The 15,459-nt window shown below is 66.5% G+C and carries 13 protein-coding genes and 1 pseudogene; 13 read left to right on the top strand and 1 reads right to left on the bottom strand.

Annotated elements, in window-relative coordinates; genetic code table 11:
* The first annotated feature begins 36 nt into the window (after nucleotides 1–36).
* The 12 genes and pseudogenes from CEK29_RS14045 (at nucleotide 37) to CEK29_RS14000 (ending at nucleotide 13,301) form a co-directional block, all read left to right on the top strand.
* Nucleotides 37–1,863: an acyl-CoA dehydrogenase gene (locus CEK29_RS14045; RefSeq protein WP_094800969.1), complete on the top strand. Its 1,827-nt coding sequence runs from the start codon at nucleotides 37–39 to the stop codon at nucleotides 1,861–1,863.
* Between the two features lie 83 nt (nucleotides 1,864–1,946).
* Nucleotides 1,947–2,588 (top strand): peroxiredoxin, encoded by a 642-nt coding sequence (locus tag CEK29_RS14040; RefSeq protein WP_094800967.1) that lies wholly within the window; start codon nucleotides 1,947–1,949, stop codon nucleotides 2,586–2,588.
* Nucleotides 2,589–2,826: 238 nt separating this feature from the next.
* Nucleotides 2,827–3,858: a sulfate ABC transporter substrate-binding protein gene (locus CEK29_RS14035; RefSeq protein WP_094800965.1), complete on the top strand. Its 1,032-nt coding sequence runs from the start codon at nucleotides 2,827–2,829 to the stop codon at nucleotides 3,856–3,858.
* Between the two features lie 23 nt (nucleotides 3,859–3,881).
* Complete coding sequence (cysT, locus tag CEK29_RS14030; RefSeq protein WP_094858482.1) at nucleotides 3,882–4,760, top strand: sulfate ABC transporter permease subunit CysT; 879 nt, start codon at nucleotides 3,882–3,884, stop codon at nucleotides 4,758–4,760.
* Complete coding sequence (gene cysW / locus CEK29_RS14025; RefSeq protein WP_094800961.1) at nucleotides 4,757–5,659, top strand: sulfate ABC transporter permease subunit CysW; 903 nt, start codon at nucleotides 4,757–4,759, stop codon at nucleotides 5,657–5,659. Before cysT ends, cysW begins: the two co-directional genes overlap by 4 nt.
* A gap of 12 nt (nucleotides 5,660–5,671) precedes the next feature.
* Nucleotides 5,672–6,745: a sulfate/molybdate ABC transporter ATP-binding protein gene (locus CEK29_RS14020; protein WP_094858481.1), complete on the top strand. Its 1,074-nt coding sequence runs from the start codon at nucleotides 5,672–5,674 to the stop codon at nucleotides 6,743–6,745.
* Nucleotides 6,746–6,748: 3 nt separating this feature from the next.
* Complete coding sequence (locus CEK29_RS24120; RefSeq protein WP_249279077.1) at nucleotides 6,749–7,519, top strand: phosphoadenylyl-sulfate reductase; 771 nt, start codon at nucleotides 6,749–6,751, stop codon at nucleotides 7,517–7,519.
* A 9-nt stretch (nucleotides 7,520–7,528) separates the two neighbouring features.
* Nucleotides 7,529–8,437 (top strand): sulfate adenylyltransferase subunit CysD, encoded by a 909-nt coding sequence (gene cysD, locus CEK29_RS24115; RefSeq protein ID WP_249279076.1) that lies wholly within the window; start codon nucleotides 7,529–7,531, stop codon nucleotides 8,435–8,437.
* Nucleotides 8,438–8,469: 32 nt separating this feature from the next.
* On the top strand, nucleotides 8,470–9,768 hold the full coding sequence (locus tag CEK29_RS14010) for a sulfate adenylyltransferase subunit 1 (protein WP_094800957.1): 1,299 nt from the start codon (nucleotides 8,470–8,472) through the stop codon (nucleotides 9,766–9,768).
* 180 nt (nucleotides 9,769–9,948) lie between these two features.
* Nucleotides 9,949–10,125, top strand: a pseudogene (locus CEK29_RS24190) (PA0069 family radical SAM protein); the annotation flags it as partial.
* Between the two features lie 999 nt (nucleotides 10,126–11,124).
* Complete coding sequence (locus tag CEK29_RS14005) at nucleotides 11,125–12,210, top strand: PA0069 family radical SAM protein (protein ID WP_094858546.1); 1,086 nt, start codon at nucleotides 11,125–11,127, stop codon at nucleotides 12,208–12,210.
* A gap of 458 nt (nucleotides 12,211–12,668) precedes the next feature.
* Entirely contained in the window at nucleotides 12,669–13,301 is a 633-nt protein-coding gene (locus CEK29_RS14000) for a hypothetical protein (RefSeq protein WP_094858480.1), read from the top strand.
* 43 nt (nucleotides 13,302–13,344) lie between these two features.
* Here CEK29_RS14000 and CEK29_RS13995 read toward each other — a convergent pair whose 3' ends face one another.
* Nucleotides 13,345–14,217 (bottom strand): DMT family transporter, encoded by an 873-nt coding sequence (locus CEK29_RS13995; protein ID WP_094800953.1) that lies wholly within the window; start codon nucleotides 14,215–14,217, stop codon nucleotides 13,345–13,347.
* 806 nt (nucleotides 14,218–15,023) lie between these two features.
* Between CEK29_RS13995 and rplS the strand changes: the two genes are divergently transcribed.
* On the top strand, nucleotides 15,024–15,404 hold the full coding sequence (gene rplS, locus CEK29_RS13990; protein ID WP_094800951.1) for a 50S ribosomal protein L19: 381 nt from the start codon (nucleotides 15,024–15,026) through the stop codon (nucleotides 15,402–15,404).
* Nucleotides 15,405–15,459: the final 55 nt, after the last annotated feature.

The raw sequence follows: 15,459 nt of genomic DNA, 5'->3' as shown, positions 1-15,459 counted from the left end.
CACGCTGTCCGCCGCGCTTATATCAACGGAGACGACATGACCTACACCACGCCCGCACGCGACATCCGCTTTGCCCTGAACGAGCTGGCCGGATTGGCCGAGATCCTGAAGCTGCCGGGGTTCGAAGAGGTGACGCCGGACCTGGTGGAAGCGATCCTCGAAGAAAACGCGCGATTCGTGCAGCAGGCGGTGGCGCCGCTGAACGTGGCGGGCGATACGAAGCCGCCTGTCTGGCAGGACGGCAAGGTCACGACCACGCCCGGTTTCGCCCAGGCCTTCGCCGACTACGCGGCGGGCGGCTGGCAGGGCCTGCAGCACCCGCAGCAATGGGGCGGGCAGGGCCTGCCGCATCTGGTGTCCGCGCCGGCGGGCGAGAACATCCAGGCGGCGAGCCTCGCTTTCTCGCTGTGTCCCATGCTGACCGATGGCGTGATCGAGGCCCTGCTGACCGTGGGCTCGGAGGCGCAGCGCCGTGCCTACGTGCCCAATCTGCTGGGCGGCAAATGGACCGGCACGATGAACCTCACGGAGCCGCAGGCAGGCTCCGATCTGGCGCTGGTCAATACGCGCGCGGTCAAGCAGGACGACGGCAGCTACCGCCTGTCGGGCCAGAAGATATTCATCACCTATGGCGAACACGATCTCGCCGAAAACATCATCCATCTGGTGCTGGCGCGCACGCCCGATGCGCCGGCGGGCGTGAAGGGCATCTCGCTGTTCATCGTGCCGAAGTTCCTCGTCAACGACGACGGCTCGCTGGGCGCGCGCAACGATGTCTGGTGCGCCTCGCTCGAGCACAAGCTCGGCATTCACGGCAGTCCGACGGCCGTGCTGCTGTATGGCTCCGGCAAGGGCGATGTGGGCGAAGGCGCAGTGGGCTATCTGGTAGGCGAACAGAACCGCGGCCTCGAGTACATGTTCATCATGATGAATGCGGCGCGTTATTCCGTGGGGCAGCAGGGCATCGCGCTGTCGGAGCGCGCCTACCAGCTGGCGCAGGCCTACGCGCGCGACCGCGTGCAGGGCCGTGCCATCGAAGGCTCGGCGGGGCCGGTCACGATCTCGCATCACCCCGACGTGCAGCGCATGCTGCTCACCATGCGCGCACTGACCGAAGCCGCGCGTGCGATTTCCTACGTGGCGGCCGCGGCGCACGACAAGGGCACGCATCATCCCGACGCTGAGGTGCGGGCGCGCAACCGCGCGTTCTACGAATACCTGGTCCCGATCGTGAAAGGCTTCTCCACCGAGTCGGCCGTCGAGGTGGCGTCCCTCGGTGTGCAGGTGCACGGCGGCATGGGCTTCATCGAGGAGACCGGCGCGGCGCAGCACTACCGCGACGCCCGCATCCTGCCGATCTACGAAGGCACGACCGCGATCCAGGCCAACGATCTGGTCGGACGCAAGACCCTGCGCGACGGCGGCGCCACTGCGTATGCCTCGATCGCCGCCATGCGCGACACACTCAAGGCGCTGGAGGGCGACGCGGCGCGCGCCGACGCCACGGAGCGCGATGGCCTGCGCCTGCTGCGCGACAACTTCGATCAGGCGATCCAGGCCTATGAGTCGGCGGTCGATTATCTGCTGCAGCACGCCAGCACCCACCCGCGTGCGGTGTATGCCGGCAGCGTGCCGTATCTGATGCTGGCCGGCATCGTGCACGGCGGCTGGCAGATGGCGCGCGCCGCCCTGGTGAGCCGCCGCTATCTGGCCGATGGCAGCAGCGATCCCTTTTATCGCAACAAGCTGGGCACGGCGCTGTTCTACGGCGCGCAGCTGCTGCCGCGTGCGCTGGGGCTGTCCGCCACCGTGCGCGCGGGCGAGGTCACGGACGCCAGCGCCGCGCTCGCCGATATTGCATAAGGTTATATAAGTTCCTTATTTCCCCGTGGCCAGGTTTGATGCAAGAATCATCTGGCCTCACAACTTGCCGTCAGGAGATAGCGATGGGTCAACTCCGTCTGGGCGACACCGCCCCCGATTTCGAACAAAAGTCCTCCACGGGCACGCTGCGTTTCTACGATTATCTCGGCGACAGCTGGGGCGTGCTGTTTTCGCATCCGGCCGACTTCACGCCGGTGTGCACCACCGAACTCGGCTACACGGCCAAGCTGGCCGATGAGTTCGCCAAGCGCAACGTCAAGGTGCTGGCCCTGTCGGTCGACGGCGTCGATTCGCACCAGCAGTGGATCGGCGACATCAACGAGACCCAGTCCACCCAGGTCAACTTCCCGATCCTGGCCGACGAAGATCGCAAGGTCTCCGAGCTCTACGACATGATCCACCCGAACGCCAGCGCCACGGCTACCGTGCGCTCGGTCTTCATCATCGACCCGGCCAAGAAGGTGCGTCTGATCATCACCTATCCGGCCAGCACCGGCCGCAACTTCAACGAGATCCTGCGCGTGATCGATTCGCTGCAGCTCACCGACAGCCACAGCGTGGCCACGCCGGTGAACTGGAATGACGGCGATGACGTCATCATCGTGCCGTCGCTGAAAGACGAAGCGGTGATCAAAGAGAAGTTCCCCAAGGGCTACAAGGCCGTGCGTCCGTATCTGCGCATCACGCCGCAACCGAATAAGTAAATGACTTTTCTGTAGCGGCGGCTCGATTTTCGAGCCCGTGCGCGGAGGGGCAGTCGCTGGCTGCCCTCTATGAAAAAGGCCGTTTTTCCCCGGGGAAAACGGCCTTTTTTCATCGCGTGGCGTCCCGGTTTTTCTTATGCCTTGCGGCGATGAACAATCAATTAATGATTCGTTCCGTTCACAACGTGCCGCACGCACACTTGCATCCACTCACTACAAACAAACCAAGGATGCACAGATGCCTGCCCGTAATGCCGGATTCCTTACCGCGCTCGCCGCGCTCGCCATGACGTTCACCCTGGGCCTGCCCGTGGCGCAAGCCCAGCAGAAGCAGACGCTGTTGAACGTGTCGTACGACCCGACCCGCGAGCTGTACCGCGCGGTGGACGATGCCTTCATCAAGGAATACAAGGCAAAGGCCAACACCGATCTCACGATTCGCCAGTCGCATGGCGGTTCGGGTCGTCAGGCGCGCTCGGTGATCGACGGTCTGGATGCCGACGTGGTCACGCTGGCGCTGGCCTACGATATCGACGCGATCGCCGACAAGGGCCTGTTGCCGCAGGACTGGCAAAAGCGTCTGCCGCTGAACAGCTCGCCGTACACCTCGACCATCGTGTTCCTGGTGCGCAAGGGCAACCCCAAGCAGATCAAGGATTGGGACGACCTGATCAAGCAGGGCGTCGAGGTCATCACGCCCAATCCCAAGACCTCGGGTGGCGCGCGCTGGAATTATCTGGCCGCCTGGGCCTATGCGCTGCAGAAGAACAACGGCAGCACCGACAAAGCCCGTGAGTTCGTGGGCGCGCTGCTCAAGAACGTGCCGGTGCTCGATACCGGCGCCCGGGGCTCGACCACGACCTTCGTCGAGCGTGGCGTGGGCGACGTGCTGCTGGCCTGGGAGAACGAAGCCTTCCTGGCCCAGGAAGAGCTGGGTCCGGACAAGTTCGACATCATCGTGCCGTCGCTCTCGATCCTGGCCGAGCCCCCGGTGGCCATCGTGGACAAGGTCGTGGACAAGAAGGGCACCCGCGCCGCGGCGCAGGCCTACCTCGAGTTTCTGTACACCCCGGCCGCACAGGAAATCATCGCCAAGAATTTCTACCGCCCGACCGACAAGAACGTCGCGGCCAAGTACGAGAGCCGGTTCCCCAAGCTCAAGCTGGTGACGATCGACGATCCGATCTTCGGCGGCTGGCGCAAGGCCCAGAAGGACCACTTCAGCGACGGCGGCACCTTTGACCAGGTGTACCAGCCGCAGAAGAAATAAGCGGCGATAGCGGAAGCGACACGATGAGTTCGGTCTCCATTTCCGCGGGGGGCGCTGCGGCGCCCCGCCGACGCAACGGCCCCGGCGTCCTGCCGGGTTTTGGCATCTCCATGGGCTTCGCGGTGCTGTATCTCAGCCTGCTGGTGCTGATTCCGCTGGCCGCGCTGCCGATCAAGAGCGCCGGGCTGGGGTGGGAGGGCTTCTGGGACACGGTGACCGCGCCGCGCGTCGTCGCCTCCTACAAACTGACGTTCGGGGCGTCGCTGATCGCGGCGCTCGTGAATCTGGTGTTCGGCACCATCGTCGCCTGGGTCCTCGTGCGCTACCGCTTTCCGGGCAAGAAGGTCGTGGATGCCCTGGTCGACCTGCCGTTCGCCTTGCCCACGGCCGTGGCCGGCATCGCGCTCACCGCGCTCTATGCCAAGAACGGCTGGCTCGGCGAGCCGCTTCTGCGCTGGTTCGATCTCAAGGTGGCGTTCACGCCGCTGGGCATCGTGATCGCGCTGATATTCATCGGGCTGCCGTTCGTGGTGCGCACGGTGCAGCCGGTGCTCGAAGACGTGGAGCGCGAGATCGAGGAGGCCGCCGCCAGCCTGGGCGCCGACCGCTGGCAGACGGTGCGCCGCGTGCTGCTGCCCGCCTTGTTTCCGGCGCTGCTGACGGGGTTCGCGCTGGCGTTCGCCCGGGCGGTGGGCGAGTACGGCTCGGTCGTGTTCATTGCCGGCAACATGCCCATGGTGTCGGAGATCACGCCGCTGCTCATCATCGCCAAGCTCGAAGAGTTCGACTATGCGGGCGCCGCGGCGATCGCGACGGTGATGCTGTTGATGTCGTTCGCATTGCTGCTGCTCATCAACCTGCTGCAAGGCTGGCAGACCCGCCGTAACGGGAGGCTCGCATGAGCGCCGACATTCGTCCCGACCATCTGACCGAGCCGCGCTGGGTGCGCGGCCTGCTGCTGACGCTCGGTCTGGGCTTTCTCGCGCTGTTTCTGCTGGTGCCGCTGGTGGCGGTGTTCACGGAGGCGTTCAAGCGTGGCTGGGAAGTCTACGTGGCCGCCATCACCGACGACGACGCCTGGTCGGCGATCAAGCTGACGCTGCTGGTGGCCGCGATCGCGCTGCCGGTGAATCTGGTGTTCGGCGTGGCGGCGGCCTGGGCCATCACCAAGTTTCAGTTTCGCGGCAAGCAGGTGCTGATCACCCTGATCGACCTGCCGTTTTCCGTGTCGCCGGTGGTGGCCGGTCTGGTGTTCGTGCTGTTGTTCGGCGCCCAGGGCTGGTTCGGCCCGTGGCTGCAGGCGCATGACATCAAGATCGTGTATGCCGTGCCGGGCGTGATCCTCGCCACCTTGTTCGTGACCTTTCCGTTTGTCGCGCGTGAGCTGATTCCGCTGATGCAGGCCCAGGGCAGCGAGGAAGAACAGGCCGCGCTCACCTTGGGCGCGAGCGGCTGGCAGATCTTCTGGCGCATCACGCTGCCCAACATCAAGTGGGGCCTGCTGTACGGCGCCATCCTGTGCAACGCGCGGGCGATGGGGGAATTCGGCGCGGTGTCGGTGGTGTCGGGCCAGGTGCGCGGCCTCACCAACACGATGACGTTGCACGTGGAGATTCTCTACAACGAGTACCAGTTCGCCGCGTCGTTCGCGGTGGCGTCGCTGCTGGCGCTGCTGGCGCTCGTGACCCTGTTGATCAAGAACCTCGTCGAGTGGCGCAACCACAAGCTGCTGCGCGACGCATCGCTGCCGGTGGAGCGCCCGGTGGCCCCGTCGCCGGCGACCTCGGCCGCCGTGGCCTGAAGGAGATAAGGCATGAGTATCGAAGTTCGCAATCTGTCCAAGCGTTTCAACGACTTCCGTGCGTTGGACGACGTGTCGCTCTCGATCGAGACCGGCGAGCTGGTCGCGCTGCTGGGGCCGTCGGGCTGTGGCAAGACGACGTTGCTGCGCATCATCGCGGGGCTGGAAGCGCCGGACCAGGGCAGCGTGCTGTTCGCGGGCGAGGATGCCACCGCCGTGGACGTGCGCCGCCGCCAGGTCGGCTTCGTGTTCCAGCATTACGCGCTCTTCAAGCACATGACGGTGTTCGAGAATGTCGCCTTCGGTTTGCGCGTGAAGCACCGCTCGCTGCGCCCGTCCGAGGCGCAGATCCGATCCAAGGTGCACGAACTGCTGCAACTGGTGCAGCTCGATTGGCTGGCCGACCGCTATCCCTCGCAGCTCTCGGGCGGTCAGCGCCAGCGCATCGCGCTGGCCCGGGCGCTGGCCGTGGAGCCGCGCGTGCTGCTGCTCGACGAGCCGTTCGGCGCGCTCGACGCCAAGGTGCGCAAGGAGCTGCGCCGTTGGTTGCGCCGCCTGCACGACGAGCTCAACGTGGCCAGCGTGTTCGTCACCCACGATCAGGAAGAGGCGCTCGAGGTGGCCGACCGGGTGGTGCTGATGAACGCCGGCAAGATCGAACAGGTAGGCACGCCGCGCGAGGTCTGGGAGAACCCGGCCACGCCGTTCGTCTATGGCTTTTTGGGCGACGTGAACCAGCTGCACGGTCACGCCCGCGACGGCCAGTGGCATGCCCATGGCGTGGCGCTGCCGGCCCCGGGGCTGGAGCAGGGACACGACGTCGGCGCCATCGCCTACGTCCGGCCGCACGAGGTCGAGGTGCTGCGCGTCGCCGACGCGGGGGCCGGCGCGGCTGGCGTGCCGGTGCGGCTGGCGCATGCCTACCTGGCCGGCCCGAGTGCCTACCTCGAACTCGCGCGCGAAGACGCCGACGCGCTGATCGAGGCCGAGGTGCCCGAGCGGCTGTTCCGCGAACTCAATCTGAAAGAAGGCGAAGCCCTGCTGGCGCGGCCGCGCCGCGCCCGGGTATTCGCCGCACAGGCCTGATCCATGACGCAATCCGCACTTTCCGACCCCCGCGTGGCCCAGCTCTGGCACGAGCTGCAGGCGCGGCTGGCCGGCATCGCGGCGTCGCACCCCGACGCCGTGCTCGCGTCTTCGCTCGCCGCCGAAGACATGTTGCTCACCCACGCCATTTTCGGTGGCGGCGTGCCGCTGGGCGTGTTTTCGCTCGACACCGGCCGCCTGCACGCCGAGACGCTCGCCATGCTGGATACCGTACACGAGCACTACGGCCGGGAGATCGAGGTGTGGCGCCCCGATGCGACCGCCGTCGCGGCCCATGTGGCCGAGCATGGCGCCTACGCGTTCTACGAGAGCGTGGCCCTGCGCAAGGCCTGTTGCCAGATCCGCAAGGTCGAGCCGCTCAAGCGCGCGCTCGCCGGCCGCAGCGCCTGGATCACGGGCCAGCGGCGCGAGCAGGCCGTCACGCGCGGCGAGCTGCCGTTCGACGAGCACGATCCGGTGTTCGGCCTGCACAAATTCAATCCCCTGGCCGCCTGGACCGAGGCCGATGTCTGGCTGGCGATCCGCGAGCTGGGCATTCCCTACAACCCGCTGCACGACCAGGGCTACCCGTCGATCGGCTGCGAGCCCTGTACGCGGGCCATCCGCCCCGGCGAAGACCTGCGCGCGGGCCGCTGGTGGTGGGAGTCGTCGGACTCCAAGGAGTGCGGGCTGCACGCGGGCAACGCCGCGTCGCCCGCGCCTCGCAGCCAGATCATTTCTATCGTGCCCGCGGGCGCACCCCCCACGCATTGAGGATTCACCATGTCTGTCGTCATCAACCGCAGTCATCTCGATTGGCTCGAGGCGGAAGCAATCTATATCTTGCGCGAGGTCGCGGCCGAGTGCGCCCGGCCCGCGCTGCTGTTCTCGGGCGGCAAGGATTCGGTGGTGCTGCTGCGCCTGGCCGAAAAGGCGTTTCGCCCGGGCCGGTTTCCCTTCCCCTTGCTGCACATCGACACGGGTCACAATTTCGATGAGGTGATCGCGTTCCGCGACGCACGTGCGGCCGAGCTGGGCGAGACCCTGCTGGTGCGCAGTGTCGAGGATTCGATCAAGCGGGGCAGCGTGGTGCTGCGCCGCGAGACCGACTCGCGCAATGCGGCCCAGGCCGTGACGCTGCTGGAGGCGATCGAGGAGCTGCAGCTCGACGCCTGCATCGGCGGCGCGCGCCGCGACGAAGAGAAGGCCCGCGCCAAAGAGCGCATCTTTTCGTTCCGCGACGAGTTCGGTCAGTGGGATCCCAAGGCCCAGCGTCCGGAGGTCTGGAACATCTTCAATACCCGCGTGCACGCGGGCGAGAACATGCGGGTGTTTCCGATCTCGAACTGGACCGAGCTCGACGTGTGGCAGTACATCCAGCGCGAACAGCTCGCGCTGCCGTCCATCTATTACACCCACGAACGCGAGGTGGTCCGGCGCAAGGGGCTGCTCGTGCCGGTGACGCGGCTCACGCCGCCGCGCGAGGATGAGACGGTCGAGCGGCTGCAGGTGCGCTTTCGCACGGTGGGCGATATCTCGTGCACCTGCCCGGTGGCCTCGGAGGCGAGCACCACGGCCGACATCATCGCGGAGACCGCCGTCACGGACATCACGGAGCGCGGCGCCACCCGGATGGACGACCAGACCTCGGAGGCCTCGATGGAGCGCCGCAAACGCGAAGGCTACTTCTGACCGCGCCGCGCAATCGAACACAGGGACACATCATGAACGCAGTGAACGAATCATTTCTGGGCGGCGCCGACAACGGTGTGCTGCGCCTCATCACCGCCGGCTCGGTCGACGACGGCAAGTCCACCCTCATCGGACGTCTGCTCTATGACAGCAAGGGCGTGTTCGCCGATCAGCTCGACGCGATCGCGCGCGCCAAGTACAAGCGCGTCGCGGGCGAGGGCATCGACTTCTCGCTGTTGACCGACGGCCTCGAGGCCGAACGCGAGCAGGGCATCACGATCGACGTGGCCTATCGCTACTTCGCCACGCCCGCGCGCAAGTTCATCATCGCCGACGCGCCCGGCCACGAGCAGTACACCCGCAACATGGTCACGGGCGCCTCGACGGCGGACGCGGCCATCATCCTGATCGACGCCACGCGCGCGGCCGACGGCGTGCTGCTGCCGCAGACCAAGCGCCACAGCACGATCGCCAAGCTGCTGGGCCTGCGTCACATCGTGGTCGCGGTCAACAAGATGGATCTGGTCGATTGGGATCAGGCGGTGTTCGAGCGCATCCATGCGTCGTACGCGCAACTGGCCGAGCGGCTCGGCATTGCGTCGTTCCAGATCCTGCCGCTGTCGGCGCTCAACGGCGACAACGTCGTCACGCTGTCGCCGCGCACGCCCTGGTATCGCGGCGAGCCGCTGCTCACGCTGCTCGAAGGGCTGGCGGTGGATGACAACGGCAGCGACCAGCCGCTGCGGCTGGCGGTGCAATGGGTGTCGCGCGAAGGCGGCGACCGCGCCGACGACTTCCGCGGCTACGCGGGCCGGGTGTCCAGCGGCGTGCTGCGGCCGGGCGATACGGTACAGGTGCAGCCATCGGGGGTGAGTGCCGTCGTGCGCGAAGTGCGTCTGCACGATCGCGCGCTCGAGGCCGCGTATGCGGGCGACTCGGTCACCGTGGTGCTCGATCGTGACGTCGATGTTTCGCGTGGCGATGTGATCGTGCATGCCGATGCGCCCGCGCGCGTGGGGCGCGAGTTCGATGCGGAGTTGTGCTGGCTCGATACGCAAGCGCTCAACCCCGCGCGTCGCTACCTGCTCAAGCATGGCACGCGCCTGACGTCGGCCAAGATTCGTGCGCTGCACACGCGCCGCGATATTCACGAATTGCAGGAGGTGCCGAACGAGGCGGGCGTGCTGCAGATGAACGACATCGGACGCGTCTCACTCATCACGCGCGAGTCGCTCGCGGTCGATGCGTACGACGACATTCCGAGCAATGGCGCATTCATCCTGATCGACGAGGCGACGCACCAGACGGCGGCCGCCGGCATGTTGCGCTGAAGGTCAAGAAGGGCGTGGCCGAGCCTTGTTGTTTTTCGGCTAAATCCTTATTTGGCGCGGGTCTCCGGGCGATTTAACAACTTTTCCCGGAACGCCGTGACCACCTAGTCACGACTTGCGTTAAATTGGGATCGCGGTTCGGGGCTTGCACAAAGTACTGGTTTTTTGTACAGTACTTCCATGGCTAGCACCGAACATTCGCTTTCCGCCGGTTATGGGTCCCCGGCTGCCGCCCCCGCCGCCTCGCGCGGTCGGGGTGCGGTTACTAATGTTCCGCATCGCTTCCAGCAATCCGACCGAGAAGGTATCGACGATGGCTGGCACAGCGAGGCGCTGGATGCTGCATCGCACAGTGCAACCGACGCGTTGGATGGCTTGCCTGGCGAATATGTATCCGATGTCGCCGATTTCATCGACGACATCTCCTATCGGTCCGCCGACGAGGGCGGCCACGATGCGGTCGAGTCGCTCGTCTCCGAGCCCGTCCCTGATTACGATCTGGCTGTCGATGACGATTTCTCCGATCTCGACATCGATCCGGCCGCTCAGGGCCTTGATTCCGCCACCGATGATGTGTCCACCGATGATTTCCCGCACGCCGGGCGCAGCGCACGCCGCGCCGAGCGCTTCGACGACCCGTCTTCGGCGGCATCGCCCGCGGGGCAGGTAGGCTCCGCGGCGCGCCGCGCGGGTTTCTGGGATCGGGTGCCGGTGGATCGCGGTCTGGCGTCCGGCATGCGCAGCCGCGCCGTTGCGGCGCCGGGCGAGGGGGGGCCGCGTCAGTCGCTATCAGTGGCACAGGCGGTGGCACAGGCACAGTCACAGTCACAGTCACAGTCTCCGGCGGCACCGCAGTCCCAGCCGCAGGGCCGGGCCGCGCTGGAGCAGCGTGCCGCGCGCACCACCGTGGTCTATCCGGTGGCGTATCCGCCGGTGCCGCCCAGTCTCAGGTCGGCCGCGGCGAATGTCTCCGGCCTTAATGCATCCGGCCTTAATGCATCCGGCTTTAACGCGTCCGGCTTGAATGTCTCCGGCCTGTCGGTCGATCCGGGTTCTGCCAGCGTGGCTTCGTCCAGCTTGGTCGCGTCCGGCGCGAGTTCGCTCACCGCCGCCGCGGCGCACGACGGCATGCCGCCTTATACCGGTGCCGACGCCGGCGCCGCGCGCGCGCTCACCGAGGCGCTGCAGGCGGCCGCTCGCGCGGCCAACGAGGCCTGCGGTGGCGATCCCAACGAGGCGCCGGTGGTGTTTTTTCCTCGCCGTGCCTTCATCACTGGCGCCGATGCCGCCCCGACGGATGCCCCGGGTTCGGCCTCGGGCGGTCTCGATGCGGATGCGGCGGACAACGCGGCCGGGCTGACCCGGCCGGGCGCCGCGGGCAATTGCGAGGCCGTGGGTGCAGGCGATCCGGCAGCCTTGGGCCGGCCCAGCATCCTGCCCACCGGCGGCGCCCTCAAGACCACCGTCAAGGCGGAGCAGGCGCGCAAGCTGTTGTCGCGCAATGATTCTCCCGACATTCCGTTCGATCAGGCGGTCAATCCCTATCGCGGATGCGAACATGGCTGCGTGTATTGCTACGCGCGTCCCACGCATGCCTACCTGGGCTATTCGCCCGGTCTCGATTTCGAAACCCGTCTCATCGCCAAGGCCAATGCCGTCGAGGCGTTGCGGGCCGAGCTGGCCAAGCCGGGCTACAAGGTTTCCCCGATCAATATCGGGTCGGCCACGGATGTCTACCAGCCCATCGAGCGCACCTGGAAGCTCACGCGCGGTCTGCTCGAGCTGATGGACGAAACCGGCCATCCCGCCACGCTCGTCACCAAGAATTCTCTGATCGAGCGCGACCTCGATGTGCTTCAGCGTCTGGCAGAGCGCAATCTGATCACGGTGTACATGAGTATCACCACGCTCGATAGCGCCATGTCGCGCACGCTCGAGCCGCGCGCGTCGGCGCCGTGGCGGCGTATCCAGACCGTGCGCACCCTGGCGCGTGCCGGCATCCCGGTGAGCGTGAATGTCGCGCCGGTGATCCCCTTCATCAACGACGACGCGCTCGAGCAGATTCTCGAGCAGTCGGCGGCCGCGGGCGCGCGTTCGGCAAGCTACACCGTCGTGCGGCTGCCCTGGGAAGTCAAAGACGTATTCGAAGCCTGGCTGCACGCGCATTTTCCGGATCGTGCCCAGCGCGTCCTGCATCGCATCGAAGACATGCGCAGCGGCCGCCTCAACGACCCCGACTTCGGCACGCGCATGCGCGGCACGGGCATCTGGGCAGATCTGATCAAGCAACGGTTTCAGGTCGCGATGCGGCGCCTGTCGTTTCGCGCCGAGCGGCCGGTGCTGTCGTGCGTGCACTTCGTGCCCCCGCAGCAGGCGCCGCGTGTGTCGCGGCGCGAGCAGGTGGAGCAGGCGCGCCGCGAAGGGCAGCTCGATCTCTTCTGACCGCGCTTTGCAGGCGGGGGCTAACGCCCTGTGCGAGTGGGGTGCAGGTGGGGTGCTGGTGACGTGTTAGTGGCGTGCGAGTGGCGTGCGGATGGTCTGCTAGTGGTTTGCCAGTGGTTTGCCAGTGGTCCGTCAATAGTCCGCCAGTGGTCCGCTCGTGGTCTGCCCGTCGGCCGTTGTTTTCGTCGTTGTTGTCTTCTGTTTTTGTTGTCTGGTTTTGCCGTGCCGTTGCACGGCGATGGTTGGTCGCGGCGCCGGTGGGTGCCGTGGCTCTCGAATCTGGCCGAGTTCGGCGCCAGGCCTGGGTTCTCAGCCTCACCTGAGGGTTCCGGCCGGCGAGCTCGCCGCGGTCTGGAGGCACAGACCGCGGTCCGATGGCGAGATATCCGCCAAAACTGCCGAATCTCGGCCAGATGCTCCGACCCGCAGGGTTCGGGCATCACGATCTAGGAGTGATCATGAGCAGCGTAATGCTTTCCACCGATGTGCTTGACGAGTTCGATGCCGCTGACGTCCGCGGCCCGATGTCGGTTCGCCGTGTCGTCCCGACCGGCCTGCGTACGGCCCTCGCCGCGAGCATGCGAGGCATGGGGGCGGGTCTGAAGGGCGCGGCGCGCCTGATGTTGCCGCTGCGGGCACCGGCGGCTGCCGCCGGACAGGCGCGGCAGGCGGACCAACGCCATGCGGCCGCTGCCGGTGCCGCCACTGTCACCGTTGCCGCTGCTGCTACCAGTGCCGTTGCCGCTGCCGCTGCTGCCACCGTTAGCGCCACCGCCACGGCGACCGCTGCCGACCTCGCCACCGCCACGCAGGGGGCGCGTCGCTGGCCGTTCTCGGCCGTGCCGGCGTCGCCCGGCGCGCCGCTCGATGTGCCGCACGATCTTCCCGATCCTGCTCCCACCCAGGCTGCCCATGTGCCGGGCGCCTCGATGGCGGGCGTGTCGAGCGCGGCGTTCGCGGCGATGTTGGCGTCCGACGCCGGGCTGCGCCAGCAGTGGCGCCGCCGTCAGGTGCTCGATGTCGCGCTGGTGCTCGCGTGGGGCGTGATGATTCCCGCAGTGATGTGGGTGGGTGCGGCGGTCGGCTTCTGAACGACAAGGCGTCGCGCGGCGATCCGACGCTCGTCGAGCTTTCTCACGACGACCCCAGCAGAACGACGCCCGCCAGGATGGCCGCGCAGCCAGCGAGCCGGCCGGGGCCGACCTTTTCGCGCAGCAGCATCATGCCGGCCAGGGTGCCCAGCATCATCGACATCTCGCGCGCCGGCGCCACCAGGCTGAGCGGCGCGCCATTGCGCAAGGCATACAGCACCAGGATGTAGCCGAGCGGCGACAAAAACCCCACGGCGATGGCCAGGTGCCAGTAGCCGCGCATGGCGGGCACATACGTGGCCCGGCGTTTCAGCACGTGGGGCGTCATCATGAGGGTGCGGGTCACGCAGGTGAACCAGTCGAACAACACCGGCATGATGAGCAAGACCTTCACCCCGTACGCGTCCACGACGGTGTAGGCCGCGATAAAGAGGCCGATGATCACGCCCCAGCGCACGCCAACCCAGGCATGCGGTTGCCGAAACAGACTCAGCCTGCCCTGGGTGGCGATCAGCAGCACACCGCCGACCACGCACAGCATGCCAGCGATGCCGCTCGCGGACGCGGGCTCGCTCAGCAGCAGAAAGGCGCCGAAGGTCGAGAGCAGGGGGCCGGTGCCTCGCGCGATGGGATACACCACCGACAGGTCCGCCACCTGATACCCGCGCTGCAGGCAGAGGCTGTATCCCAGATGCAGCAGGCTCGAGGCCAGGATGCAGAGCACGACGGGCCAGTTCCACACCATGCCTTCGTGCAGCAGCACCCAGATGACCCAGGGTGCATAAAGCACGCTGGCCGCCAGGCCGTACGCGAACACGAACATCGGGCCGACCATGGCCGCTCGCTTGGCGAGCAGGTTCCAACTGGCATGCGCCACGGCGGCGAGGACGACCAACAGCAGGGATGTAGCAGACATCGGGAGACGCCCGGGCGGGCGATCGCGGCAGCAGGAAAGCCATGCAGATTACTGCAACCGGCGCGGCGGTGCAGCGTTTTGTCATAGTTAGCGAGCCAGCAAACATGCGGCTTGACAGCGAAAGGTATAGATGAATTGTGGTGTCGGGAGCAGGGCTTTCGGCCGCGCCTGCCGGGCGTCGCGCCGCGTCGCACGGTACGGTGGCGCGCGGCAGGGTGGATGTTTGCAGAGGCATGACGGCCGCCGAAAGTGTGGCGGATCGGCCACGATTCGGCTGCGCTGTATCGGGTCACGTCGCGGCTATGATCGGTCGCGGTGCAGATAGGGGCTACGGCCGCGGCTATCAGCGGTCCCGATGCAGATACGGGGGCCGGCCGCGGCTATGAGCGGTCTCGATGCAGATAGGGGCTCCGGCCGCGGCTATGATCGGTCTCGGCGAGTTAGGGGCTACGGCCATGCCGGGCTCGATCACGGCCAGGTTGCGTTCGTACTTCGGCGCGCCCAGCTACGTCCCTGGTTTTACCCTTGCTCTGCCCCTGGCGTGACTGCCGGTCCTGCGCAAATAATGCGCAGTTTTGCTGGCCGAGCATCGCACCCTGATGTAGAATGCTGGGTTTGCCAAATCTCATCCTCTGCTTGCGGCACGAGTACAACAATGTACGCCGTGGCCGACTCGGCAGCCGGTGAGGTCGGGGCACGCGCTTCGGTGCGTGGTTTTCGATCCCACGGGTCTGGCCTCTGTCTGCTGCGGATTTATCTCTCGGCAAAGCTTCACCCCGCAAAGGCAAGATGATCTAGGAGTTCATGTGAACCTCATCGCTATCCTCGAGCAGGAAGAAATCGCCCGCCTGACCGGCGACAAGACCGTTACCTCGTTCGCCCCCGGCGACACCGTGGTGGTCAACGTCAACGTCGTGGAAGGTACCCGCAAGCGCGTCCAGGCCTTCGAAGGCGTGGTCATCGCCAAGCGCAATCGCGGTCTGAATTCTGCTTTCATCGTGCGCAAGATCTCGTCGGGTGAAGCCGTGGAACGTACGTTCCAGCTCTACTCGCCGCAAATCGCGAGCATCGAAGTCAAGCGCCGCGGCGACGTGCGCCGCGCCAAGCTGTACTACCTGCGCAACCGCTCGGGCAAGTCGGCGCGCATCAAGGAAAAGCTCGTCAGCAAGCAAGCCAAGGCGGCTTGATCGCAGACGGCAGCCGTTCCGGGGAACAACGGTCTCATGAGTACGCTCATGGTTG

Origin of the sequence: Bordetella genomosp. 5 (assembly GCF_002261475.1) — a bacterium.
GTDB lineage: Bacteria > Pseudomonadota > Gammaproteobacteria > Burkholderiales > Burkholderiaceae_B > Bordetella.
This window is presented reverse-complemented; position numbering and strand designations above follow the sequence as displayed.

Excerpts from the sequence above, each read along its gene's own strand:
- CEK29_RS14045 (WP_094800969.1), top strand. The coding sequence starts at position 37 with ATGACCTACACCACGCCCGCACGCGACATCCGCTTTGCCCTGAACGAG.
- CEK29_RS14040 (WP_094800967.1), top strand. The coding sequence starts at position 1,947 with ATGGGTCAACTCCGTCTGGGCGACACCGCCCCCGATTTCGAACAAAAG.
- CEK29_RS14035 (WP_094800965.1), top strand. The coding sequence starts at position 2,827 with ATGCCTGCCCGTAATGCCGGATTCCTTACCGCGCTCGCCGCGCTCGCC.
- cysT (WP_094858482.1), top strand. The coding sequence starts at position 3,882 with ATGAGTTCGGTCTCCATTTCCGCGGGGGGCGCTGCGGCGCCCCGCCGA.
- cysW (WP_094800961.1), top strand. The coding sequence starts at position 4,757 with ATGAGCGCCGACATTCGTCCCGACCATCTGACCGAGCCGCGCTGGGTG.
- CEK29_RS14020 (WP_094858481.1), top strand. The coding sequence starts at position 5,672 with ATGAGTATCGAAGTTCGCAATCTGTCCAAGCGTTTCAACGACTTCCGT.
- CEK29_RS24120 (WP_249279077.1), top strand. The coding sequence starts at position 6,749 with ATGACGCAATCCGCACTTTCCGACCCCCGCGTGGCCCAGCTCTGGCAC.
- cysD (WP_249279076.1), top strand. The coding sequence starts at position 7,529 with ATGTCTGTCGTCATCAACCGCAGTCATCTCGATTGGCTCGAGGCGGAA.
- CEK29_RS14010 (WP_094800957.1), top strand. The coding sequence starts at position 8,470 with ATGAACGCAGTGAACGAATCATTTCTGGGCGGCGCCGACAACGGTGTG.
- CEK29_RS14000 (WP_094858480.1), top strand. The coding sequence starts at position 12,669 with ATGAGCAGCGTAATGCTTTCCACCGATGTGCTTGACGAGTTCGATGCC.
- CEK29_RS13995 (WP_094800953.1), bottom strand. The coding sequence starts at position 14,217 with ATGTCTGCTACATCCCTGCTGTTGGTCGTCCTCGCCGCCGTGGCGCAT.